Origin of the sequence: Agrobacterium tumefaciens str. B6, from assembly GCF_001541315.1 — a bacterium.
Taxonomy (GTDB): domain Bacteria; phylum Pseudomonadota; class Alphaproteobacteria; order Rhizobiales; family Rhizobiaceae; genus Agrobacterium; species Agrobacterium radiobacter.
This window is the reverse complement of record NZ_LMVK01000001.1, coordinates 458,626-476,292: the sequence shown is the minus strand read 5'-3', so window position 1 is coordinate 476,292 and position 17,667 is coordinate 458,626. Positions and strand designations below refer to the sequence as shown.

The 17,667-nt window shown below is 58.5% G+C and carries 20 protein-coding genes; all 20 read right to left on the bottom strand.

Features of this window, described 5'->3' with window-relative positions; translation table 11 throughout:
• Positions 1-13 precede the first annotated feature (13 nt).
• Complete coding sequence (locus ASB65_RS02365; RefSeq protein WP_035212561.1) at positions 14-688, bottom strand: WecB/TagA/CpsF family glycosyltransferase; 675 nt, start codon at positions 686-688, stop codon at positions 14-16.
• A gap of 202 nt (positions 689-890) precedes the next feature.
• Entirely contained in the window at positions 891-1,430 is a 540-nt protein-coding gene (locus tag ASB65_RS02360) for a flagellar basal body-associated FliL family protein (protein ID WP_003503346.1), read from the bottom strand.
• Complete coding sequence (locus tag ASB65_RS02355; protein WP_003503347.1) at positions 1,430-1,798, bottom strand: hypothetical protein; 369 nt, start codon at positions 1,796-1,798, stop codon at positions 1,430-1,432. The genes ASB65_RS02360 and ASB65_RS02355 overlap by 1 nt, the downstream gene beginning before the upstream one ends.
• 29 nt (positions 1,799-1,827) lie before the next feature.
• Positions 1,828-2,385 (bottom strand): rod-binding protein, encoded by a 558-nt coding sequence (locus ASB65_RS02350; protein WP_003503348.1) that lies wholly within the window; start codon positions 2,383-2,385, stop codon positions 1,828-1,830.
• Between the two features lie 115 nt (positions 2,386-2,500).
• Positions 2,501-2,920, bottom strand: a complete 420-nt coding sequence (locus ASB65_RS02345; RefSeq protein WP_003503349.1) for a hypothetical protein — start codon at positions 2,918-2,920, stop codon at positions 2,501-2,503.
• 15 nt (positions 2,921-2,935) lie between these two features.
• On the bottom strand, positions 2,936-3,691 hold the full coding sequence (gene fliR, locus ASB65_RS02340) for a flagellar biosynthetic protein FliR (protein WP_003503350.1): 756 nt from the start codon (positions 3,689-3,691) through the stop codon (positions 2,936-2,938).
• Complete coding sequence (gene flhA / locus ASB65_RS02335) at positions 3,688-5,775, bottom strand: flagellar biosynthesis protein FlhA (RefSeq protein ID WP_003503351.1); 2,088 nt, start codon at positions 5,773-5,775, stop codon at positions 3,688-3,690. The genes fliR and flhA overlap by 4 nt, the downstream gene beginning before the upstream one ends.
• 157 nt (positions 5,776-5,932) lie before the next feature.
• On the bottom strand, positions 5,933-6,199 hold the full coding sequence (gene fliQ, locus ASB65_RS02330; RefSeq protein WP_003503352.1) for a flagellar biosynthesis protein FliQ: 267 nt from the start codon (positions 6,197-6,199) through the stop codon (positions 5,933-5,935).
• Between the two features lie 48 nt (positions 6,200-6,247).
• Complete coding sequence (gene flgD / locus ASB65_RS02325; RefSeq protein WP_003503359.1) at positions 6,248-6,718, bottom strand: flagellar hook assembly protein FlgD; 471 nt, start codon at positions 6,716-6,718, stop codon at positions 6,248-6,250.
• Positions 6,709-7,158 (bottom strand): flagellar biosynthesis repressor FlbT, encoded by a 450-nt coding sequence (gene flbT / locus ASB65_RS02320; protein ID WP_003503362.1) that lies wholly within the window; start codon positions 7,156-7,158, stop codon positions 6,709-6,711. The genes flgD and flbT overlap by 10 nt, the downstream gene beginning before the upstream one ends.
• Positions 7,155-7,499 carry a flagellar biosynthesis regulator FlaF gene (gene flaF / locus ASB65_RS02315; protein ID WP_003503365.1) on the bottom strand — a complete coding sequence of 115 codons (345 nt, stop codon included), beginning with the start codon at positions 7,497-7,499 and terminating at the stop codon, positions 7,155-7,157. The genes flbT and flaF overlap by 4 nt, the downstream gene beginning before the upstream one ends.
• 34 nt (positions 7,500-7,533) lie before the next feature.
• Positions 7,534-8,637, bottom strand: a complete 1,104-nt coding sequence (locus ASB65_RS02310) for a flagellar hook-associated family protein (protein WP_020010439.1) — start codon at positions 8,635-8,637, stop codon at positions 7,534-7,536.
• A gap of 3 nt (positions 8,638-8,640) precedes the next feature.
• Positions 8,641-10,119 carry a flagellar hook-associated protein FlgK gene (flgK, locus tag ASB65_RS02305; RefSeq protein ID WP_060722903.1) on the bottom strand — a complete coding sequence of 493 codons (1,479 nt, stop codon included), beginning with the start codon at positions 10,117-10,119 and terminating at the stop codon, positions 8,641-8,643.
• Positions 10,120-10,141: 22 nt separating this feature from the next.
• The gene (locus tag ASB65_RS02300) at positions 10,142-11,437 is read right to left on the bottom strand and encodes a flagellar hook protein FlgE (protein ID WP_060722902.1); all 1,296 of its coding nucleotides are present in this window, start codon (positions 11,435-11,437) and stop codon (positions 10,142-10,144) included.
• A gap of 104 nt (positions 11,438-11,541) precedes the next feature.
• Positions 11,542-12,213 carry a response regulator transcription factor gene (locus tag ASB65_RS02295; RefSeq protein WP_003503381.1) on the bottom strand — a complete coding sequence of 224 codons (672 nt, stop codon included), beginning with the start codon at positions 12,211-12,213 and terminating at the stop codon, positions 11,542-11,544.
• Between the two features lie 282 nt (positions 12,214-12,495).
• Positions 12,496-13,062, bottom strand: a complete 567-nt coding sequence (locus ASB65_RS02290; RefSeq protein WP_060722901.1) for a lytic transglycosylase domain-containing protein — start codon at positions 13,060-13,062, stop codon at positions 12,496-12,498.
• On the bottom strand, positions 13,010-14,368 hold the full coding sequence (locus ASB65_RS02285; RefSeq protein ID WP_060722900.1) for a flagellar hook-length control protein FliK: 1,359 nt from the start codon (positions 14,366-14,368) through the stop codon (positions 13,010-13,012). The genes ASB65_RS02290 and ASB65_RS02285 overlap by 53 nt, the downstream gene beginning before the upstream one ends.
• Positions 14,365-15,642 carry a chemotaxis protein MotC gene (gene motC / locus ASB65_RS02280; protein WP_003503386.1) on the bottom strand — a complete coding sequence of 426 codons (1,278 nt, stop codon included), beginning with the start codon at positions 15,640-15,642 and terminating at the stop codon, positions 14,365-14,367. The genes ASB65_RS02285 and motC overlap by 4 nt, the downstream gene beginning before the upstream one ends.
• Complete coding sequence (locus tag ASB65_RS02275; RefSeq protein WP_060722899.1) at positions 15,639-16,922, bottom strand: MotB family protein; 1,284 nt, start codon at positions 16,920-16,922, stop codon at positions 15,639-15,641. Before ASB65_RS02275 ends, motC begins: the two co-directional genes overlap by 4 nt.
• Positions 16,919-17,575: a hypothetical protein gene (locus tag ASB65_RS02270; protein WP_060722898.1), complete on the bottom strand. Its 657-nt coding sequence runs from the start codon at positions 17,573-17,575 to the stop codon at positions 16,919-16,921. The genes ASB65_RS02275 and ASB65_RS02270 overlap by 4 nt, the downstream gene beginning before the upstream one ends.
• Positions 17,576-17,667: the final 92 nt, after the last annotated feature.

Here is a 17,667-nt window from a genome sequence, read left to right as displayed (position 1 = left end):
TGCGGACGTTGTCTCAGCTCTTGCCGAGCGCGATGTGCCAGGGTTCAGCGCAGAGGCTGTAGAGCCAGCTCATGTGAAGCTTGCGGAAAATTTCCGGCATGCCGGCCACTTCCGATGACAGGACCTTGAACAGGGGCCCAACCGCGATGGTGACCCGCGCATTCTCGCGACTGACGGTGCGGTGCAGCCATGTCTCCTGGTTTTCCTTCAACATTCCCGCCAGCAGAACATCCACCTTAACGCCCGATGCATCGCGGTTCAGCATGACGAAATCGTGCCAGGGCGCGTGCGCCCGCAACTTGGCGAGAACCTCGCCGATCTGCGCCGCATCATCTCCCGCCACACCGATCCGCTTCGGCACCGCCATATAGGTCAGAAGCGCCATGGTAAAGGCGACGCCGTCGATGGCGGCAGGCAGAGGCTCGCCATTCTCGTTGCGCGCGGCGGCCCTCATTGCCTTGCCCTGCGGCAGAAGCAGGCAGCTTTCCAGAATCTGTCGGTAGGCATTGTCCTTGAGCGAAAGCTTGGCTTTTTCGAGAGTAAGAAAGGACAGCATCGTGTGCCCTTCACAGGCTGAAGCCCTGCCGCTGACCAATTCCAGCGCCCCATTCCAATCGAGATCACAGACGCGCAGTCCGTGGATATTCCGTTGCGATCCCGGCCGCGCGAAACCTGACGCGAAACTCATTGCCAACCCCCAATACCAAACCCATCGCCACCGATCCGAAGCATGGCCTGCGGGATGGTGGTTCATGGGTCTGTTTATACAGGTGCAGGTTGAATTTAGCTTGAAAGCAATCTCTCGAATGCTTGGGGATACGGCAAGAGACAATTAACCAGAAAGATGCTCCGCATCCTGCAGCAGGCCGAAGCCCCTCGCCCCTTGGCCATCAATGACTTGGCGCCGCAGCCGCTTCTTTTCCGACTTCGGCCTTCTCGCCCTCTACCAGCTTGACCGAGCGGGGCGTACCGTTACCGTTCTGCTCGCGAATATCGGCCTTCGACAGATAATCGAGCTGTTCGATCAGCACATCCTCGACCACCTCGTCATCGAGCCTCTTGTTCAGCCCCTCGCGGATGCGCTGCTTGAAGGCTTCGGGATCGAAGGTGGAGATGTTGGCAATGTTGACCATGGAAGAACCCGCGAGCAGCGTGAACAATTCATCGGTCATCAGCTGCGTTGCCGGCAGCTCGATCTTCGCCATCTTGGTCTTGTCGACGCGGAGCGAAATCCGGCTGAGGAAATAGCCGTTCACCCCGCCGTCATTGATGACGGGGATCGTGATGCTTTCGCCCTTGACCAGTTGCAGACTGGCTTTTTTCGCCCCCGCCTCATCCGGCGCGGGCGCCGTCGCCAACTGGACGGAGAAATACACCGCGCCGAGCGTGACGGCGCAAACCCAGACGCCGGTGAGAAGAAGCTTCAACATCAGGAGGCAGCGCCGTACATGAACTGTTCCTGCGAATAGGTGCCGTCCGTATCGGCCTCCTGGATCGCGCTCTTCAAGAGGTCCGCAACGGCGCGAACCGCGTTCAGATGCGCCTCGACGCGGCTGGCATTGGTCGCAAGCTTGGACTTGATGCCCTTGACCTGTTCCATATAGCCAGCGGCGATTTCCTCGCGCGGCGTATCGCGGAACAGCATCGTCAGCTCATAAAGGCAACGGCTCTTATGGGCATTGGAGACCTTGAAGTCGAACTGTGGGTCCTTACCGATATTGTCGTTCTCATTGTCGATGATCATCTCAAGGCGGCCGAGAACGGATTGGATACGGTGGTCGTTCGACATAAGGTCCATGCTTGTCTCCTCGTTAAGGTTTTTCATTCTCAAGCCTCGTCTGTTTTCTCATTGGAAACACCGAGGACCTGCCGCTCGAACTCCGCCACCATCCGAATTGCAGCATTATGGTCTTTTTCATTCATCGATACGTCGGTAATACCTTTGCTTTCGGCCTTCCGCAGCGCATCCTTGTAAGCTTGTTCCGCAATGCCGACGCCGCCATTTCTGGAGATCGTGTCGGCAAACTGTTCGGCCATCATGCTTTTCCAGATCTCGCCGGCATTACCCTTGCCGTAAACTTCCTCGCTGTCTTTCGGCAGCATGTTGGCCACGAAGGTCTGGAGTACCGAGGCTTCATATTTGCGATAGGTTTCCGGGATTTCGGTGCGGGCCGCGCGGATATTGGTGTCGCCGAGGCCAGCCTTCGAGGAAGCGCCATCCAGCATGTCGACCGCGGCGCCAAAACCCTTGCCGGCATCGGCAAGGCTGGTCGCGGCAAAAGCCGCCTTGTTCGCCTTGAGTTTCTCCTGGGCAACCTGAACTTCCTGGGGATCCGCAGCGCGAACCACATCCATCACCAGATCACTTATCACCGATATCGCCACGTCCAGATCTCCCGAGCTGACGAATGGGCGGCACAGAAAGCCGGCACATCCGCTCAATCAAGAAACATCGCCGGAGGCGTCCTCAAAAACGCCCGCGATGCAACAATGGGACAGATTATGGATCGCCAACCTTGCTGGAGGCTGGTGTGTGGGAAACATTCGTAATTTCTAACAAATCATAGATTGCATTATCATCGGCCTCGCGATCTTCTAGATCGCGGGCAATATGCATCCTGTCCTCGAGCCTGTCGGCCTTGGTCTTTTCCTTCAGGACCTTGTTTTCCTGAAATTGCTGGACGCCTTCAAGCTGGCGGTCCTGGACAACGAGACGGCCGTAGCGGTCCGAATAATGCTTGGAGAATGTCTGATGCACCGGCTCCATGGAACTCATCGCCTCCAGCACGTTCTCCATGGATTGCGCCACTTCGGTGCGGGTGCGGGTGGTGTCGGCCAGCTCCACCTCGGCCATTTTCTCCATGTGCCGCTGAACCGTTACCAGACGTTTGAGTTTGGCCGAGCGCTTGTCCGAAGCCATGGCGTTTTCTCCCGATCAAAAGCCGATGAAGACCGGGCCGAAACCATCCACGAATTGCCGGATGAGGGCCGCGACCGACAGATAAAGCATGAAAATGCCGCCCGCGAGAATGAAGGGCGTCGATATGAAGAAGACCGGGATCTGCGGCGCAAGCTTGTTGATGAGGCCAACCGCGACGTTGAACATCAGGCCGTAAATCACGAAGGGGCTGGCGAGCCGCAGCATGATCGAGAAGGAGGCTCTCAGCGTATCGGTCAGCGTAATCAGCATCTTCTGGCCGCTGATGAGCGCGCCGACCGGTGTGGCGGTGTAGGAATCCACCAGCGCCTTGAGAACGATGTGATGGAAATCGAATATGAACAGCACCAGCAGGCCGCCCAAAGTGATGAAGTTGGATATCTGGTTTTCCTGCACGTCTTCGATGACATCGGCACCGCCAGGCGCACTGAGGCCAATGGAAGCGCCGATGAGCGCGCCGGTAAACTGAAAACCCAGCGTGTAGAACCGCGCGATCAGGCCATACATCGAACCGATGACGACCTCGGTGAAGATGAGGCCGACGACCGTACCCTGGCTTGCGCCGGAGACTTTCGGATAGATCGTGTCCCATAGCACCGGCAGAAGCGCCATGGATACCGCGACGCACAGAAGCATGCGAATCTGCGGCGAGATGCGCGAACTGGAAAAGCCCGGCATGGTCATGAAACAGGCGCCGATACGGCAAATAGCAAGGAACAATGCGATAATTGTCCCTTGCGGGTCGGTTATCATGAAATGGCGCCCAGAATCTTGATCTCGAGACCCTTGGCAAGTTCCACGTGCGAGAGAACCGGCAGGGTCGCAAAGAGTCGCTCGATAATCATGCGCACATAGGACCGCGTTTCCGGTGAGGTTACAAGGACAAAGGGCAGGCCGCGATCCATGAATTCACGGATAACTTTCGAGGCCTGCTCCGAAAACTCCTCGAGATGGCGGGGATCGATGTCGAATTCGACGATTTCGCCCTTCTGGTCACGCTTGAGCGCCTGATGGAAAACCATGTCCCACTTGTTGCCGAGACGCAGGACACGCAACACGCCATTGTCGGCCAGATCGCCGCAGAGCTGCTGCGACATGCGCACCCGCACATGTTCGACGATCTGTTCCGTCTTGCGCACATGCGGCGCGAGTTCGGCGACGGCTTCGAGAATGAGATGCAGGTTGCGGATCGACACGCGCTCGGCGAGCAGCAGTTTCAACACCGCCTGCAGGCCGGAATAGGACATATGCGACGAGCAAATCTCGTCGGCCAGCTTCTTGTATTCGGGATCAAGCCTGTCGATGAGGATTTTGACGTCCTTATAGGACAGGAGCTGCGGCAGGTTGTTGCGGATGACTTCGCTCAGATGCGTCAGCACCACCGAGACGTTGTCGATCGGGTGGAAACCTTCGCGCTTCAGATCCTCGGTGAAGGTTTCGAGGATGGAGACGGCGGGCATGCCGAAAGCGGGTTCGCGGATTTCGTCGCCCGGAATGCTCGGCTTGCGCCCTGCACCCGTCACGACAAGAACATCGCCGACGCGCAGGCTGCTGGAGGCGATGGTCGTGCCGTGGACGCGGATCTGATAGGCCTTTTCCGGGATCATGATGTCGTCGGCGACCTTGATCTCGGGCACCACGAAACCGTATTGGCTCGCGAATTTCTTGCGCATCTTGCCGACGCGGAAAGCCAGCTCCTGATGCGCGCCGAGAAGACGGGTGGAAACCTGCTTGCCGAGCGCCAATTCGATCTCGGCCGTCTTCAGCACCTGCTTGACTGAATCCTTTTCCGCCTCGGTGGTCTGGAGAACCTTGTTCTCCTCTTCCTGACGCCGCAGCGCGCTTTCGGCTTCCGCCTGGCGTGGAATATACCAGCTGCCGAAGGCCATGATGCCGCCGAGGAAGATGAAGGGCAGGAAGGGAAGGCCCGGAATGACGGCGAGCAGTCCCATCAACATGGCCGAGACCATCAGCGCGCGCGGATAACCGCTCAGCTGATTGACGACCGCCTGATCCGTCGAGCCGGCGGTGCCGCCGCGTGATACCAGAAGGCCGGCGGCCAGCGATACGATCAGGGCCGGGATCTGCGAGACGATACCATCACCGACCGAAAGCTTGACGAAGACGTCGGCCGCTTCGCCGATCGGCATGCCGTGGCGGAAATAACCGATGATGATGCCGCCGAAAATATTGATCGCGGTGATGATGAGACCGGCGATCGCGTCGCCGCGCACGAATTTCGAGGCACCGTCCATCGAACCGAAGAAGGAGCTTTCCTCTTCCAGTTCGCGGCGGCGGCGCTGCGCTTCCTTTTCGTCGATGATGCCGGCGGACAGATCCGCATCGATCGACATCTGCTTGCCGGGGATGGCGTCCAGCGTGAAGCGGGCGCCGACTTCGGCGATACGCGTTGCGCCCTTGGTGATGACGATGAAGTTGACGGTGATCAGGATCAGAAAGACGATGAGACCGATGACGAAGTCGCCGGACATGACGAGGCTGGAGAAGCCCGCAATCACGCCGCCGGCCGCCGTCGGCCCTTCATTGCCGTGGGACAGGATGACACGCGTCGTCGCAATGTTCAGCGACAGGCGGATCATGGTCGCGATCAGCAGCACGGTCGGGAAAGACGAGAAATCCAGCGGCCGCTGAATCCAGAGCGCCACCATGAGGATGAGCACCGAAAGCGCAATCGAAAACGCCAGGCCAATATCCACCAGAATGACCGGAATGGGCAGGAAGAGAACGCAGAGGATCGCCACAATGCCCAATGCGAAACCGATGTCTCGCATGCTCGGACTTACCTTGGGCAAGGAGATGACTGGTGGTTGCGCCATAAAATCGTCCTGTCTCTTCATGAGAAGGGCGACGGAAAAGCCGCCGCACGGTTCCGCGGCACCGGTTTTCGAAAAGCGAACGCAATTCGGCCCGATGCTTCAACCTATCCCTAGCCGCCGAAGCTTGCGCGAAGGTGGCATCCATAGCGGACGGGCGTCAGAAGCCAGATTGAATGCGGGAAAAGACGAGATTGGAAAAGAGCGATATCTGCGCGCCCACGAAGGGGGCGGCGACACCGAGGACAAGCATGATCGTGACGATCTTGGGAACGAAGGTCAGCGTCATTTCCTGAACCTGGGTCAGGGCCTGAATGAAGGCAATGACGACACCGACGATCATGGCGGCGAGAACCGCCGGACCGGCCGCGACGAGAACCGTCCAGACTGCCGCCTGCATGATATCAAGCGCATCGGCCTCGTTCATCGTCGCATCCTTATTCCGGAAAGGCGGCGTCATGCCGCCTCTTCAATATCAGGAACCAGCCGGCTTATTCGAATCGGTCCCACCATCAGCTGTACTCTTGATTGGACCATTCGAGAAGGTCACGCCGGCCTGCAGCAGTACCTTGTCACCAGCTTCGGTGATGGCGACAACGCCGTCCGAATAGACCTGCACTTCCTTGACCACGCCGGTGACCTTGTCGTCGGAGCTCATGACGGTCTTGCCGACGAGATCGGACGCGCGCGTCAGGGCTTCCGCCTGCAGCATGCTCTTCAGGTGGGTGTTGGTCTTGATGGTCTGCTCGACCTGCGAGAAGCTTGCCAGCTGCGACATCTGCTGACCCGCATCCATCGGGCTGGTCGGATCCTGGTTCTTCATCTGGGCGATGAGGAGTTTCAGGAAGCTGTCATAGTTCAGCGAGGCCGCGTTCTTGTCACTGCTGCTCGCCCCGGCATTCGCCCAGGGGTTTGCCGCTGCCGCATTGACTGCATCTACCGCCATGGTGCGATCTCCTTGCGAATCTGTTCAATCGTTGCCGGGGTCATCTCCTGATTGTTGAGGATTTTTTCCTCGATCGGATAAAGACCGCGAATAGCTTTGAGCGCTTCGAAAGCCTTGCCTGACGCAACCAGCCCGTCGATCCGCTTGAGTTCCGCCAGAACCTCGTCATGCTGGAAGCAATTCAGCAGCATGCTGACCGACTTGCGGAACATGTTGGTCGACTGATCGCGCCCTTCCGGGTTGATGAGGATCATCTGCGCGATGAAATAAAGCTGTCTGAGCGGCGTCGTCGCCTGGTCGGGCTGCAGAACGTGGTTTTCAAGCAGGAACGTGACATCGTTCAGGAATTCAAGCGCCACCTTGCGATCCACACGCAGAACCGCGCCGTTGATGAAAATCTTTTCGCCCGATTTCAGCGAAATTCGAAGTGTACTTTTCATTTCAGTCCATCCCTGATGATGGTTGTCACGTCAATTATGCCCTGGAAATTCGTCGACTGACGTTTCCGGATCAGTTCGCACTCTTTCAAAATCCAGATCGCGATGGAGATCAGATTGGCTCTGAGTTCCATGGCCAGCTGGTTGTCGGGTTGCTTGAGATCCTCAATGAAGCGGATCCAGACCCGTCGAGTGTAAAAAAGTGCTTCGATCGTGGGCCGCTGCGAGGAGGAGTCCCTTGCCTCCACCAGAAGGTCGATCGATTTGGTCAACGCCTGCCGCTCGCGATCTTTCGCGTTGGCGACACCATCCTCCATGATTTCGGCGTAGGAAAACTGGTACATTCATGTATCCTTTATCTGCCGCCACCTCTGTTCATCAGAGGTAGTTTACCAGACTCATTTTTTGCAGACGCGACGTGAGGCTGTATGCGATTTCAATCTGCTGCTGCAGCAGATCGAGACGGGTCTTCGCCTCGTAGGTATCGATCCCCTCAATATCCAGCAGATGCGTTTCGATGATCTTCTTCTGGGCCTCCAGCGAATCATTGGCTTTCGAGACACGGCTTTCGGAAAGACCGAGCTGGCTTTGCTGCTGGTTCAGACCGTTGATGGCGGTGCCGATATTGGTCACCGACTTCATCGCCACCATTTCGCGGATGCCGCTGTCCACCTTCGCGTCGAGGAAGGTCATGGACGTCATCGCGGTCAATGCGAAATAACGCATGCCCTGCGAATTGCTGTTGCTCGACGTTTCGACAACCTCGTTCTGGCTGATGCGGCTCGTCATGTTGGTGTCGCTCGCCTTCGAACCGAAGGTCGTCCAGAAATCATAGTTCTGGCCGGCCGTCAGGCTGCTATGCGGCGGGTTCGTGACCGTGGTCGTGCCGTTGAACACGCCTTCGATATGGGTCATGAACGCTTCGACCTGCGGTTTCGACAGGCTGGCGAAATCACCCACCGGCGGCGTCTGCGCCGCCATGAATGCGTTCAGCTCCGTCTCATAGGCTTCCTTCAGCGGAGATCCATCCGCGAAATAGTCATCGACAGGCTTCACATCCGTATTGATGCCGGAGAACAGATACTCGCCATTGACCGCTGTATTGGCGAAGCTGGTGAAGTTGTTGAACGCATTCGAGATGGTCTGGGCGACCGTCGACAGCGTCGGTGCTTCACTGCTGGTATTGGGGACCAGAACCTTCTGAATCTCCTGCGCGGCCTTCGCCATGCCGTCCAGCGCCGTCTGCGAGGATTTGAGGCGTTGCGTTGCAATCGAATTGACGCTGACCAGCGAGGTGATGCGGTCGATATCGCGATTGAGATCGAGGCTGCGGGCGGTATTGGCGCCCAGCGTCACGCCGAGATCGGCATGCTTGCCCGTCGTCAGCTCGGTATTGAGATTGGTCATCTCAAGCTGAGCCTTGAGGATGGTGCTGCGCATGCTGTTCTGCATCGCCAGCGATGAAATGAATGACGTTTTCATCGTTTACCTCACCATGTCCATCAAGGACTTGAGCATTTCATCAACGGTCGTCACCAGTTTGGTCGCGGCCTTGTAAGATTGCTCGATATCCATGAGCAGTGACAGTTCCTCGTCCAGGCTGACCGCCGTGCTGTTCGAATAGGAAGTGGCGGAGCGCTCATAAAGCGCGCTTTTCGCTTCGTTTGCCGAAGTCGCGCCGGAACGTTCCTGTTCGAGCCACCCCATCGAGTTGGTGCCGTATTTCAGGATGCTGGTATTCGTATCGATACGTGTCGACGCGGCAAAATTCATGGGCGCGTCAAAAGCAGTGACATAGCTGCGGATCAGGGCGGAGAAACCGGTTCCACCCGATGTTGCGGTATTGATCACGTAATCGGTACCGTTGATACCGCCGTCACGCAACAATTCCGGATTGCCACCTTTGGAAATAATTAACGCCGGGTTGACGGTAATGCTGGCCGCGAGCCCCGGAGAGACAGTTCCGTCCGGCGGAATTGTCGTCGCCAACGGCGAACCGTAGGTGAAGAGGCCAGGCATGTCTGGCAGACCGCTGGTCGGGTCCGCGGGCTTTTCCGCAAACATGGTGATGAGGCCGCGCGCGATTTCGTCGAGCTGGCTCTGCATCGTCGGCGCCAGATCATCACGCACCTGCATCAGGCCCTGAAGCGATCCTTCCGCCGTTGTGTTGCTGCCGCTGCCCGCCTTCAGCGTTACGCCATCGACATAAATGGCGTTGCCCGTGGTCGTCGCATCGTAGCCCGGCTGCGTCTTGAAGGTCACGCTGCGCGGCACGATCTCGAACAGCGTCGCACCGTCAGTCGTATAAAGCGCCACATCGTTGTTGGGGCGATTGACGACATTGATGCCGATGATGGAGGAGATGTCCTTCAGAAGCGCTTCGCGCTGATCGAGAGCGTCGCTTGGATCGCCGCCGATCGCCGTCTGCGCCTTGACCTCGTTATTGGCTTCCTCGAACTTCGCGAGCAGCCCGTTCAGCTTGTCGACCTGGAGGGAGATTTCCTTGTCGGCGCGCAGACGCATCGCCTGCAATTCGCTCGAAGCCTTGTTCAGGGAACTGGCGACATCCGTGGCCGAGGTGACGGCCGTCGCCGCCAGAGCGGCATCGCTCGGCTTGGCCGCGTAAGCGTCCAGGCTTTTCAGCAGTTCCTTCATATAGGTGGCCGGCGAACTCTCGTAATCGTTGCCGCCGAAAACGCTCTTCATTTCCTGAAGGCCGTTGAGCACGGTGCTCTGGCCGGAAGCAAGAGAAGAGCTGGAGATTGTCTGCCTGAGAAGACTTTCATTCTGGGCACGACCGTTGGAGACGATACTCGCTCCAGCCATGGTCGTGCCGAGAATGGCGGTTCGCTTGACGTAGTTCGCATTGCCGACATTGGCAATGTTTTTCGAGGTAACGTCCGTCTGCTTACCTGTATTATTGAAAATCGACTGCGCAGTATTCATTGCTGACGTGAGCGACATTCATCTGTCCTCGTGAGAAGTATTATCTCTTCAGATTGATCAGGACGTCCATCAAATCCGATCCAGTCTGGAAGACTTTCGAATTCGCTGTGTAGATACGCTGGGATTCAATCATGTCGGTGAGTTCGCTGGCGATATCGACGTTCGACCCTTCCAGCGCACCCTTCTGGATGTAACCGAAGCTGCCCGACTGCGGGAAGCCGATGGTGACGACACCCGACTCGTTGCTCGGCAGATAGACGTTGCCGTTCTGCGGGCTCAGATTGTCGACGCTCGGTACGGTGGCCAGCGCCAGCTGGTAGATGTTGCGGCGACCGCCATCCTGATAGACCGCCGTCACCAAACCATCCTTGCCGATTTCGACATCCTTGATCTGGCTCGGACCGTTACCGTTCAGAACGGCCGTACCGGGCGTGAACTTCGAGGAAAACTGCGTCATCTGCGACATGTCGATATCGATCGCCTGCGCCACACCGCTGTTGCTGTCGTTGATCGTTATCGATTTATCGGATCCGCTGGTGAGCTTATTGGTAGCCGGGTCGAAGGTCAGCGTGACACTTTCCTTGACAAGCGTCGCCGGCGCGGTTGCCGTATAAGGGAAGCCGCCATCCGTTGACTGGTCCTGACGATATACGCTGACTTCCCACTGGGGGTTACCGGAAGCGTCGTTGTCGATCCGCGTGTAATAGAAGTCGTAGAGAACCTTGGCGCCGCCGCTATCAAAAGCTGTCAGCGAAGTCTTTGCGCCAACCGTCGAGGTCGCAACGTTGTCGCTCGGACGCGATCCCGCGGCAACGATTGCCTCGTCACGATTGAGGTTGGCCGGGAAACTGCCCTGCGTGGAAGGCGAAGCCGTCAAACCGAAGTCGTTGATGTTTATGGCTTCGAGGCCGGTAAAGCCGTTGACGACGGCAGCCGGCGGATTGGCTCCGTAGGGATAGCCCATCAGCTTGAAGCCGGCCGCATTCTCCAGGAAGCCTTCGGAATTCTTCTGGAAGGAGCCCGCACGTGTGAGATAAGGCGTGCCTGCACCATCCTGAACCACGAAAAAGCCGTTGCCCTGAACCGCAAGATCAGTGCTCGAGGTGGTGTAGGAGAGGTTTCCCTGCTCCGAAATGCTGTAGCGAACATTGGACTGTACGCCGCCTGAGGCGTAGCTGCCCGATGAGGAGGGCAGAACGAGCGAGGAGAACGACGTGGATGCACGCTTGTAACCGGTGGTGCTTGCGTTGGCGATGTTGTCGCCCACGGTCCCCAGCTTGTTCGCCTGCGCATTCATGCCGGACACACCGGTTCGCATAGTGCCGAAAATACTCATTCAAAAACCCTCGTGGTCATCTTCAGGGAGAAGGTAAAGCGTTTGGCTTGCGTGAAGCTGTCGGAAATACCGCGTTTGAAAAAGACCACGCGGGTCAATGAAAATCATTGCCAATCAATGCTGTAGCCGAGGAACCGCTTGGAATCGACCGGATCGTAGCCAAGCTTCTTGCGCAGCTTCTTGCGCAGCTTGCTGATGTGGCTTTCGACAACGTTTTCTTCGACGTCGTCATCAAAGATGCCGTAGATGGCATTGAAAATCTGCGCCTTGGAAACGCGGCGTCCGCGATTGGCGATCAAATATTCGAGGATACGGCGCTCACGGCGCGGCAAGGGAAATACCTCGCCACCCACTTCGGGGTCGCGGCCGTCGGAGAAAACCCGAATCGGCCCCGCATCTGTGAAGTTCGAGATGACCTGCAGCCGGCGGCGGATAGCCGCCGCACGTGCAAGGATTTCACGGGGATGAACCGGCTTGCGCACGACGTCGTCGACGCCGCTGTCGAAAAGCGCCAGCGTGGATTCCAGCGAGGGTTGGTCGCTGACCGCGATGACAGGCGCCGTCGTGCGATCCCTGATCGCCTTCGGCAAAGCAAAGCTCCGGTCGCCCTGGCCGATCAGGAAGGCTTCCACAGCCGCCAGATCGCTTTCCGCTGCCGTCGAGACCCACTCCCCGAATTCGACCGGATCGAACCCGGTCGAGGGAATGCCCTCACGCCCAAATAGAGATGTATAGCCGTCTTTAACGAGCTCGCGCTCATCAACCACTACGATCATTCGTCCGCCTCCGAATCAGTGTGGTGTTTTCCAATGAGGCATTGGTACGAATCGGGGGATTCAGCGACAACTGTAGGAAATCATCGATAGTTATTAATAATTGATTAACCATTTTGTGCCGATTTGATCTATATATAGTGGGTATTAACCATATATGGCACAAAATTTTTGTGTAGAAATTTCAAAATTCCGAAAAAACCGCTTGAAATGCCTTTTTTTGATCAATCTATCGCCACATTTCAAAATACGAGTCCTGCGGCGCCTGAAGGCAATTTCAGGTTGTTACCCGTCGCAGAAATTTTTCGCGTTGGGAGTCCATTTCCCGTAGCCCGTCGCCACCAGATTAGCGATGACGCGGCAAACATATTTCTTCTGCGCCGGGTCATTGTTGGGGCCGGCGTGATAACGGGCGACCGCCATGGTCCAGGTTTCATGCCTGTTGTGAAGGTTGCGAAGGAACATGGCGGCATATTCCACATTGCGACGCGGATCGAACATTTCCCGCGGGGATGAGAAGTTTTCGCCGTGGAAATAATGATTTATCTGCATGCAGCCGAGGTCGATCAGCTTGGCGCCGTTGCGCTTCGCCGCCTCGAAAGTCATCAGGGCTTCCTCGGTGGAGGTCGCAAATACCGGTTTTCCCTCGATATTCATGGCATTGGGGTCGAGCCGCCCCTTGCGGCCCGTCTCGGTCAGGCCCACCGAATAGAGAATTCCCTCCGGCACGCCATATTTGCGTGCCGCCGACTGGATCTCTCTTTCACAGACGCCTGATGTCGCCGAGGCCGACGCGTTTTCAGAGGTAGACGCCATTGTCAGCAGAAGAGCGGGCAGAGCCAGGAGCGCCATCCATGCCTTCATTATGCACCCCCAAATTATCGCCATTGCCTTGCCGACTGCCCCGTGCTCCGGACTCGTCACGGTTGCGCCCGGCGGCGGCCTGCTGGCCCTGCTGCTGCGCCTGCTGATTTTGCTGATTGTTGCCCTGTGTGCCCGTTTGGTCACTCTTGTCGGAAGAAGCGATGCTGATGGTGATGTTATCGACCGTCAGACCCTGCGCCTTGAGACCCTCAAGGATGTTCTTGCTGTCGTCCTGAAGCTTTTTATAGGCTGCAACGCTCTCCACCGTCATGTGAACGGCAAGCTCGTCACCGGCAAGACGCAGCGACATCGTCACCGATCCGAGCTCGATCGGCGTCATGTGCAGCTTCAGCGTATGCACAACCTTGCCGGTGCTGCTCTGGGCCGCCGCATTGGAAAGCGACGAGCCGGGCTGCATGGCGCTCACCCATTCCGGATCATTGACGATCAGGCCGGTCAGGGCCGAAGCGTTGGTCGAAGGCGCCAGACCGATGAAACGCCGCGAATCGAGGACCGTGATGGTTTCTGCCGCTTTGCCGGTGCTTTCCCGTGCATCGAACTCGACCCGCCCCTCACGCTGCACCGTGCTCATATCGAGAGCCCGGGCCGCGCCCGAACGCGGAGACGAGAACCGGAATGCCGAGGCATCGCCTTCGTTTTCGGAAGCCGAACCCGCCTCGTTACCGGCAGGGGCAATGCCTGTCGGCGGGGCCTTGACCAGATGCACGGCCTGGCCCCGGACAGGTTCAGCCCGGGCTGTTTTCACCGTGTCGGTCTTGCCGGCAATCGCCTGTGCAATTTCCTCAACCGGCGTCTTGGCTGTCGCCCCATCGGCGGCGTTGGCCACACCCAGCTGCGGTTCCGCCAGCTTCGGATCGATCACATCGGCTACCGCCTCGGCATCCTTGTCGGTGTCGTCCTTGGGCTTCTTGCCTGTTTTGCCGTTATCGGGTGTGCGAGCCGTTTTCACGGCGTTCTGAAATTCGGCCAAAGTCTCATGGGCACGACCTTCGCCGGCATGCTCGTTGACGATCGCATTCAGAAAGGTTGCGGGCCGCTTGACCGGGACATCCATCTTTTCCGCCTCGCTATCAGCCTGTGCCTGCTGTTCTTCAGCCGGGTTCTTGTCCTGCTGATGCCGCGAATGCAGCGCCTGCGGCGGCCGCTCGTCCCGGACCGTGGAAAGGGCATCGCCGAAACTGCCGCCCTTGGCGTCGTCCCTGACGCTGGCGCTGCCGGCGCGCGGATCGGATGGTGGCGCATTCATTATCGCGTTGATGGTTGCGTCGATCATGGTGCCCCCTCGCCTTTCTTCAACAGGCTGTCGATTTCATCGAGCTTGCTACGGCCGCTCGTCACGAGTTGCCGGACGTTATCGCCCTCATCGTCAGCCTTCTGGGTTTCGACCCGCCATATGCTCTTTGCATCAGCAGCGGTCGCCTCGTTTTCGGGCGCATTCCGCCCGGTATCCTTCGTAGCCGCAGTGTCTGCACCGACACCGGACTGCAGGGAAGGAGGACGAACCACCTGCTCTGCAATCGCCCTTGCCGCCTCCCGCAGGGCCCTGTCCCGATCCGAAAGCTGCGCTTCGGGGATTTGCCCGATTGTCTCGATCGCGCTCACCACATCTGGTGTGCCGATGTTGGAAAGGCTTTCATAGAGATTTGCCTGGACTTCAGGCTCACCCGGCAGCGACGGAGACAGCGCCTTCGCCTTCAACGCCGCCATACGCGCCAGCGAATCCTTGCCGCTGATCGCCGCGAGGCGAGAAAGGCGCAGATAGGCTTCCTTCTGCCTCTCGGTATCCATCATGGCGAAGGTTTCCTGTATCGCCTCCTCACCGATGGAATCGGCGCGTTTGACCACCAGCGAGACCAGAAGGTCGGCAAACTGGCTGGCATAGGGCGAATGCAGGAAGCGCCGCGCATAACGCTGCGCATAGTCGACGCCGCGCGCAGCATCGCCGTCTTCAACCGCGATAGCGAGCGAGCGGCGCAATGCCGCCTCCTCAACGATTGTGCCGGGCGCTTCGAGCCGGGCTATGTCGTAAAAGCCGAGTGCAGCCAGCGGATCGCGCGGTATCGTCACATTGCCGCCGATCAGCGCCAGATAGGCGCCAATCCGCTTGCCGCGATATTCAGGCACCATGGCCGCGATGCTCTGTGCGACCAGCGTTCCCTTGCCGGACAGGTATTTGCGCAGGATATCGGCAACGCGGCTATCGAAATTGCCATCCACATCGCGCGCGACCAGCAATTCCAGCGTCGCCGGGTTGCCGCCGCTCATCGCATAGATGAGCGCCGCATCGACATTGCGCGGATCCTTGAAGATCGCCGAGGGCGCGCTCTTCAGCCGCTCATCGATCGTCTGCAGCAGAAACCGCTGCATTTCAGCGGCGGAATGGTCGCCCATGGCCACCGAATCCTGCACGAACTGCAGGGAGCGCAGCATGGCATAGGGCATCAGATTGTCCTGCGACTGCGAAAACGCCTTGCTCGGCTCGGAGCCGAGACCGCAAAGCGTCGCCGCAAGAAGAAGCCAGCGTTTCGAGGTTTTCGTCACACTCACCCCCGATCGGCCTCAAGCAGAATTTCGATGCGGCGGTTGGCGTCTGCCAGAGGGTCCGCCGGCACCTGCAATCTGCGGTCCGCGAAACCCGAGACCTGCTTTACCCGCTCTTCCGACAGGCCGCCGCGCACCAGCATGTAATAGGCGCTGTGCGCACGGTCCATGGAGAGCCGCCAGTTGTCATTGGCCTCGCCCTTGAACTGCCGTCCGTCGGTATGGCCGCGGATCACCACGCTGCCGCCCCGCTCCTGAAGCAGTTTGCCGATTTTTTCCATGGCCAGAACCATTTCACGCCGGGGAACGGCCGATCCGATATTGAACATCGGCGTTTCCGTCTGGTCGGAAATGGTAAGCAGCAATCCGCCTTCGGCCGGCGTCACCACCAGACCTTCGGAAAGCTTGCCGGTAATGCCTGAGATCTGCTTCTCGATTTCCTCGCGCAGGGTATCGGCCTTTTCCCACTCGGCATCGCTGGCCTTTTGCTGCTCCGGCTTGGGCTGAGAAAGCGCTGCCTGCTCTGCGGCGTCCGGACGCTGCTGCGGCACCACGGCGGCGACTTCCATCGGCTTGCCGTCTTCCGTCTTGTCGGCCGGTGTCTCGGACGACTTAAGCGCGACCGCCTGAGCGTTTTTGGCCGCATCCTCCTGCTTGTTCTCCGCGAGCTGCTGCTGTTCAACCGGCTTCTGCGGCTGATCGGCGCGGGTGATTTTCACCTGCTGGGTCCAGAAATCGGGATCGAAGGGGTCGCGATAGGCTTCACCGCCGCTCGCGCCCGTCGCCGGGCCGGAATCAGCAGCGCCGCCCTCGCCCTTGGCGCTGACATTGGCCTGCTGCCCCACCTGCTGGGCAATTTCAGCCAGCACGGAATAGGGATTTTCGAAGAAGTCCGCTTCGGAGAAATTCGACTGCTCACCGGTCTGGGAGGTCAGATCTTCGCCCGTCGCCGCGGCGGAGCCTTTGGTGACTTTTTCCGCCTGGATGTTGGACTGATCCTTCTTCTGGACGCCCTCTTCCTTATCGACAGGCTTTTCCAGTCCCTTGGACGAGGGTTTCTCATCGGACAGCTTGATCGGATTGAAATAGCTGGCGACCGAGGCTTTGGTTTCCTCGTTGGCGGCATTGACCAGCCACATGACGAGGAAGAACGCCATCATCGCCGTCATGAAGTCGGCATAGGCGATCTTCCAGGCGCCGCCATGGGCGCCGTCGTGCCCGCCCTTGTGGCGCTTGACGATGATGATCTCGTTCTTGCCGTGGTGGTGGTTCTCGCCTTCACTCATTTCATCACCTTGCGAAGACTGGAGGCCCAGGCGGACATGCGCGTCACGAACACGCTTTCACCCAACTCGACGGAAAGATCGATATCGGTGGTCTCGGTAAATTTCATCGTTTCTTCTTCAAAGCCCGGCTGCGTCATCAGTCGCTCGAACAGATCTTTCGGGCCTTTCACGACAAGCGTAACCCCTTCGCCATCCGGCATGGCGGCGCGCACCACATCGGCCAGCGCCGTAACCGCCTTGAGCGACAGCTTTTCCGTCAGGAGGGGGGCAAGGATATTGGCTGTCTGTTCGCTGAGATTGGCCGCGATCGCGTCGATACCCTCGCGCAGACCACGGGACAGGGACGCCGCAATTTCTTCAAGATGGCCCGAACGCAGGGTCTCCAGCTCGGCCGCATGGGCAGCGATCAGCTCTTCCCGCTCCGCCTGCATCTTCTCGGTGATCTCGCGGGTGGCGTCTTCGCGGCCGCGGTCGTAGGCCGCCTGTTTCTCGCTCTCCACGTCAACGGGGGCAAATTCGTCGAAAGCGGAAGCGCCATCGGCAAAACCGGACAGGAAATCGTTGTCGGCCAACGGGTCGCCGAAGGCCGGCGCCGCCGATTGCGGTTGCGCTTCACCGAAGTCCTTGAGAAACCGTGCAATGGACGCGCTCATGCCTGCCTCCGGCAAAACAGGAGAAAGGGGCCAGACATGTTTTGTTGCCCGCGCGAATCGCAAAAGCCTCGCCGCATTTCCAGACGGAAAAC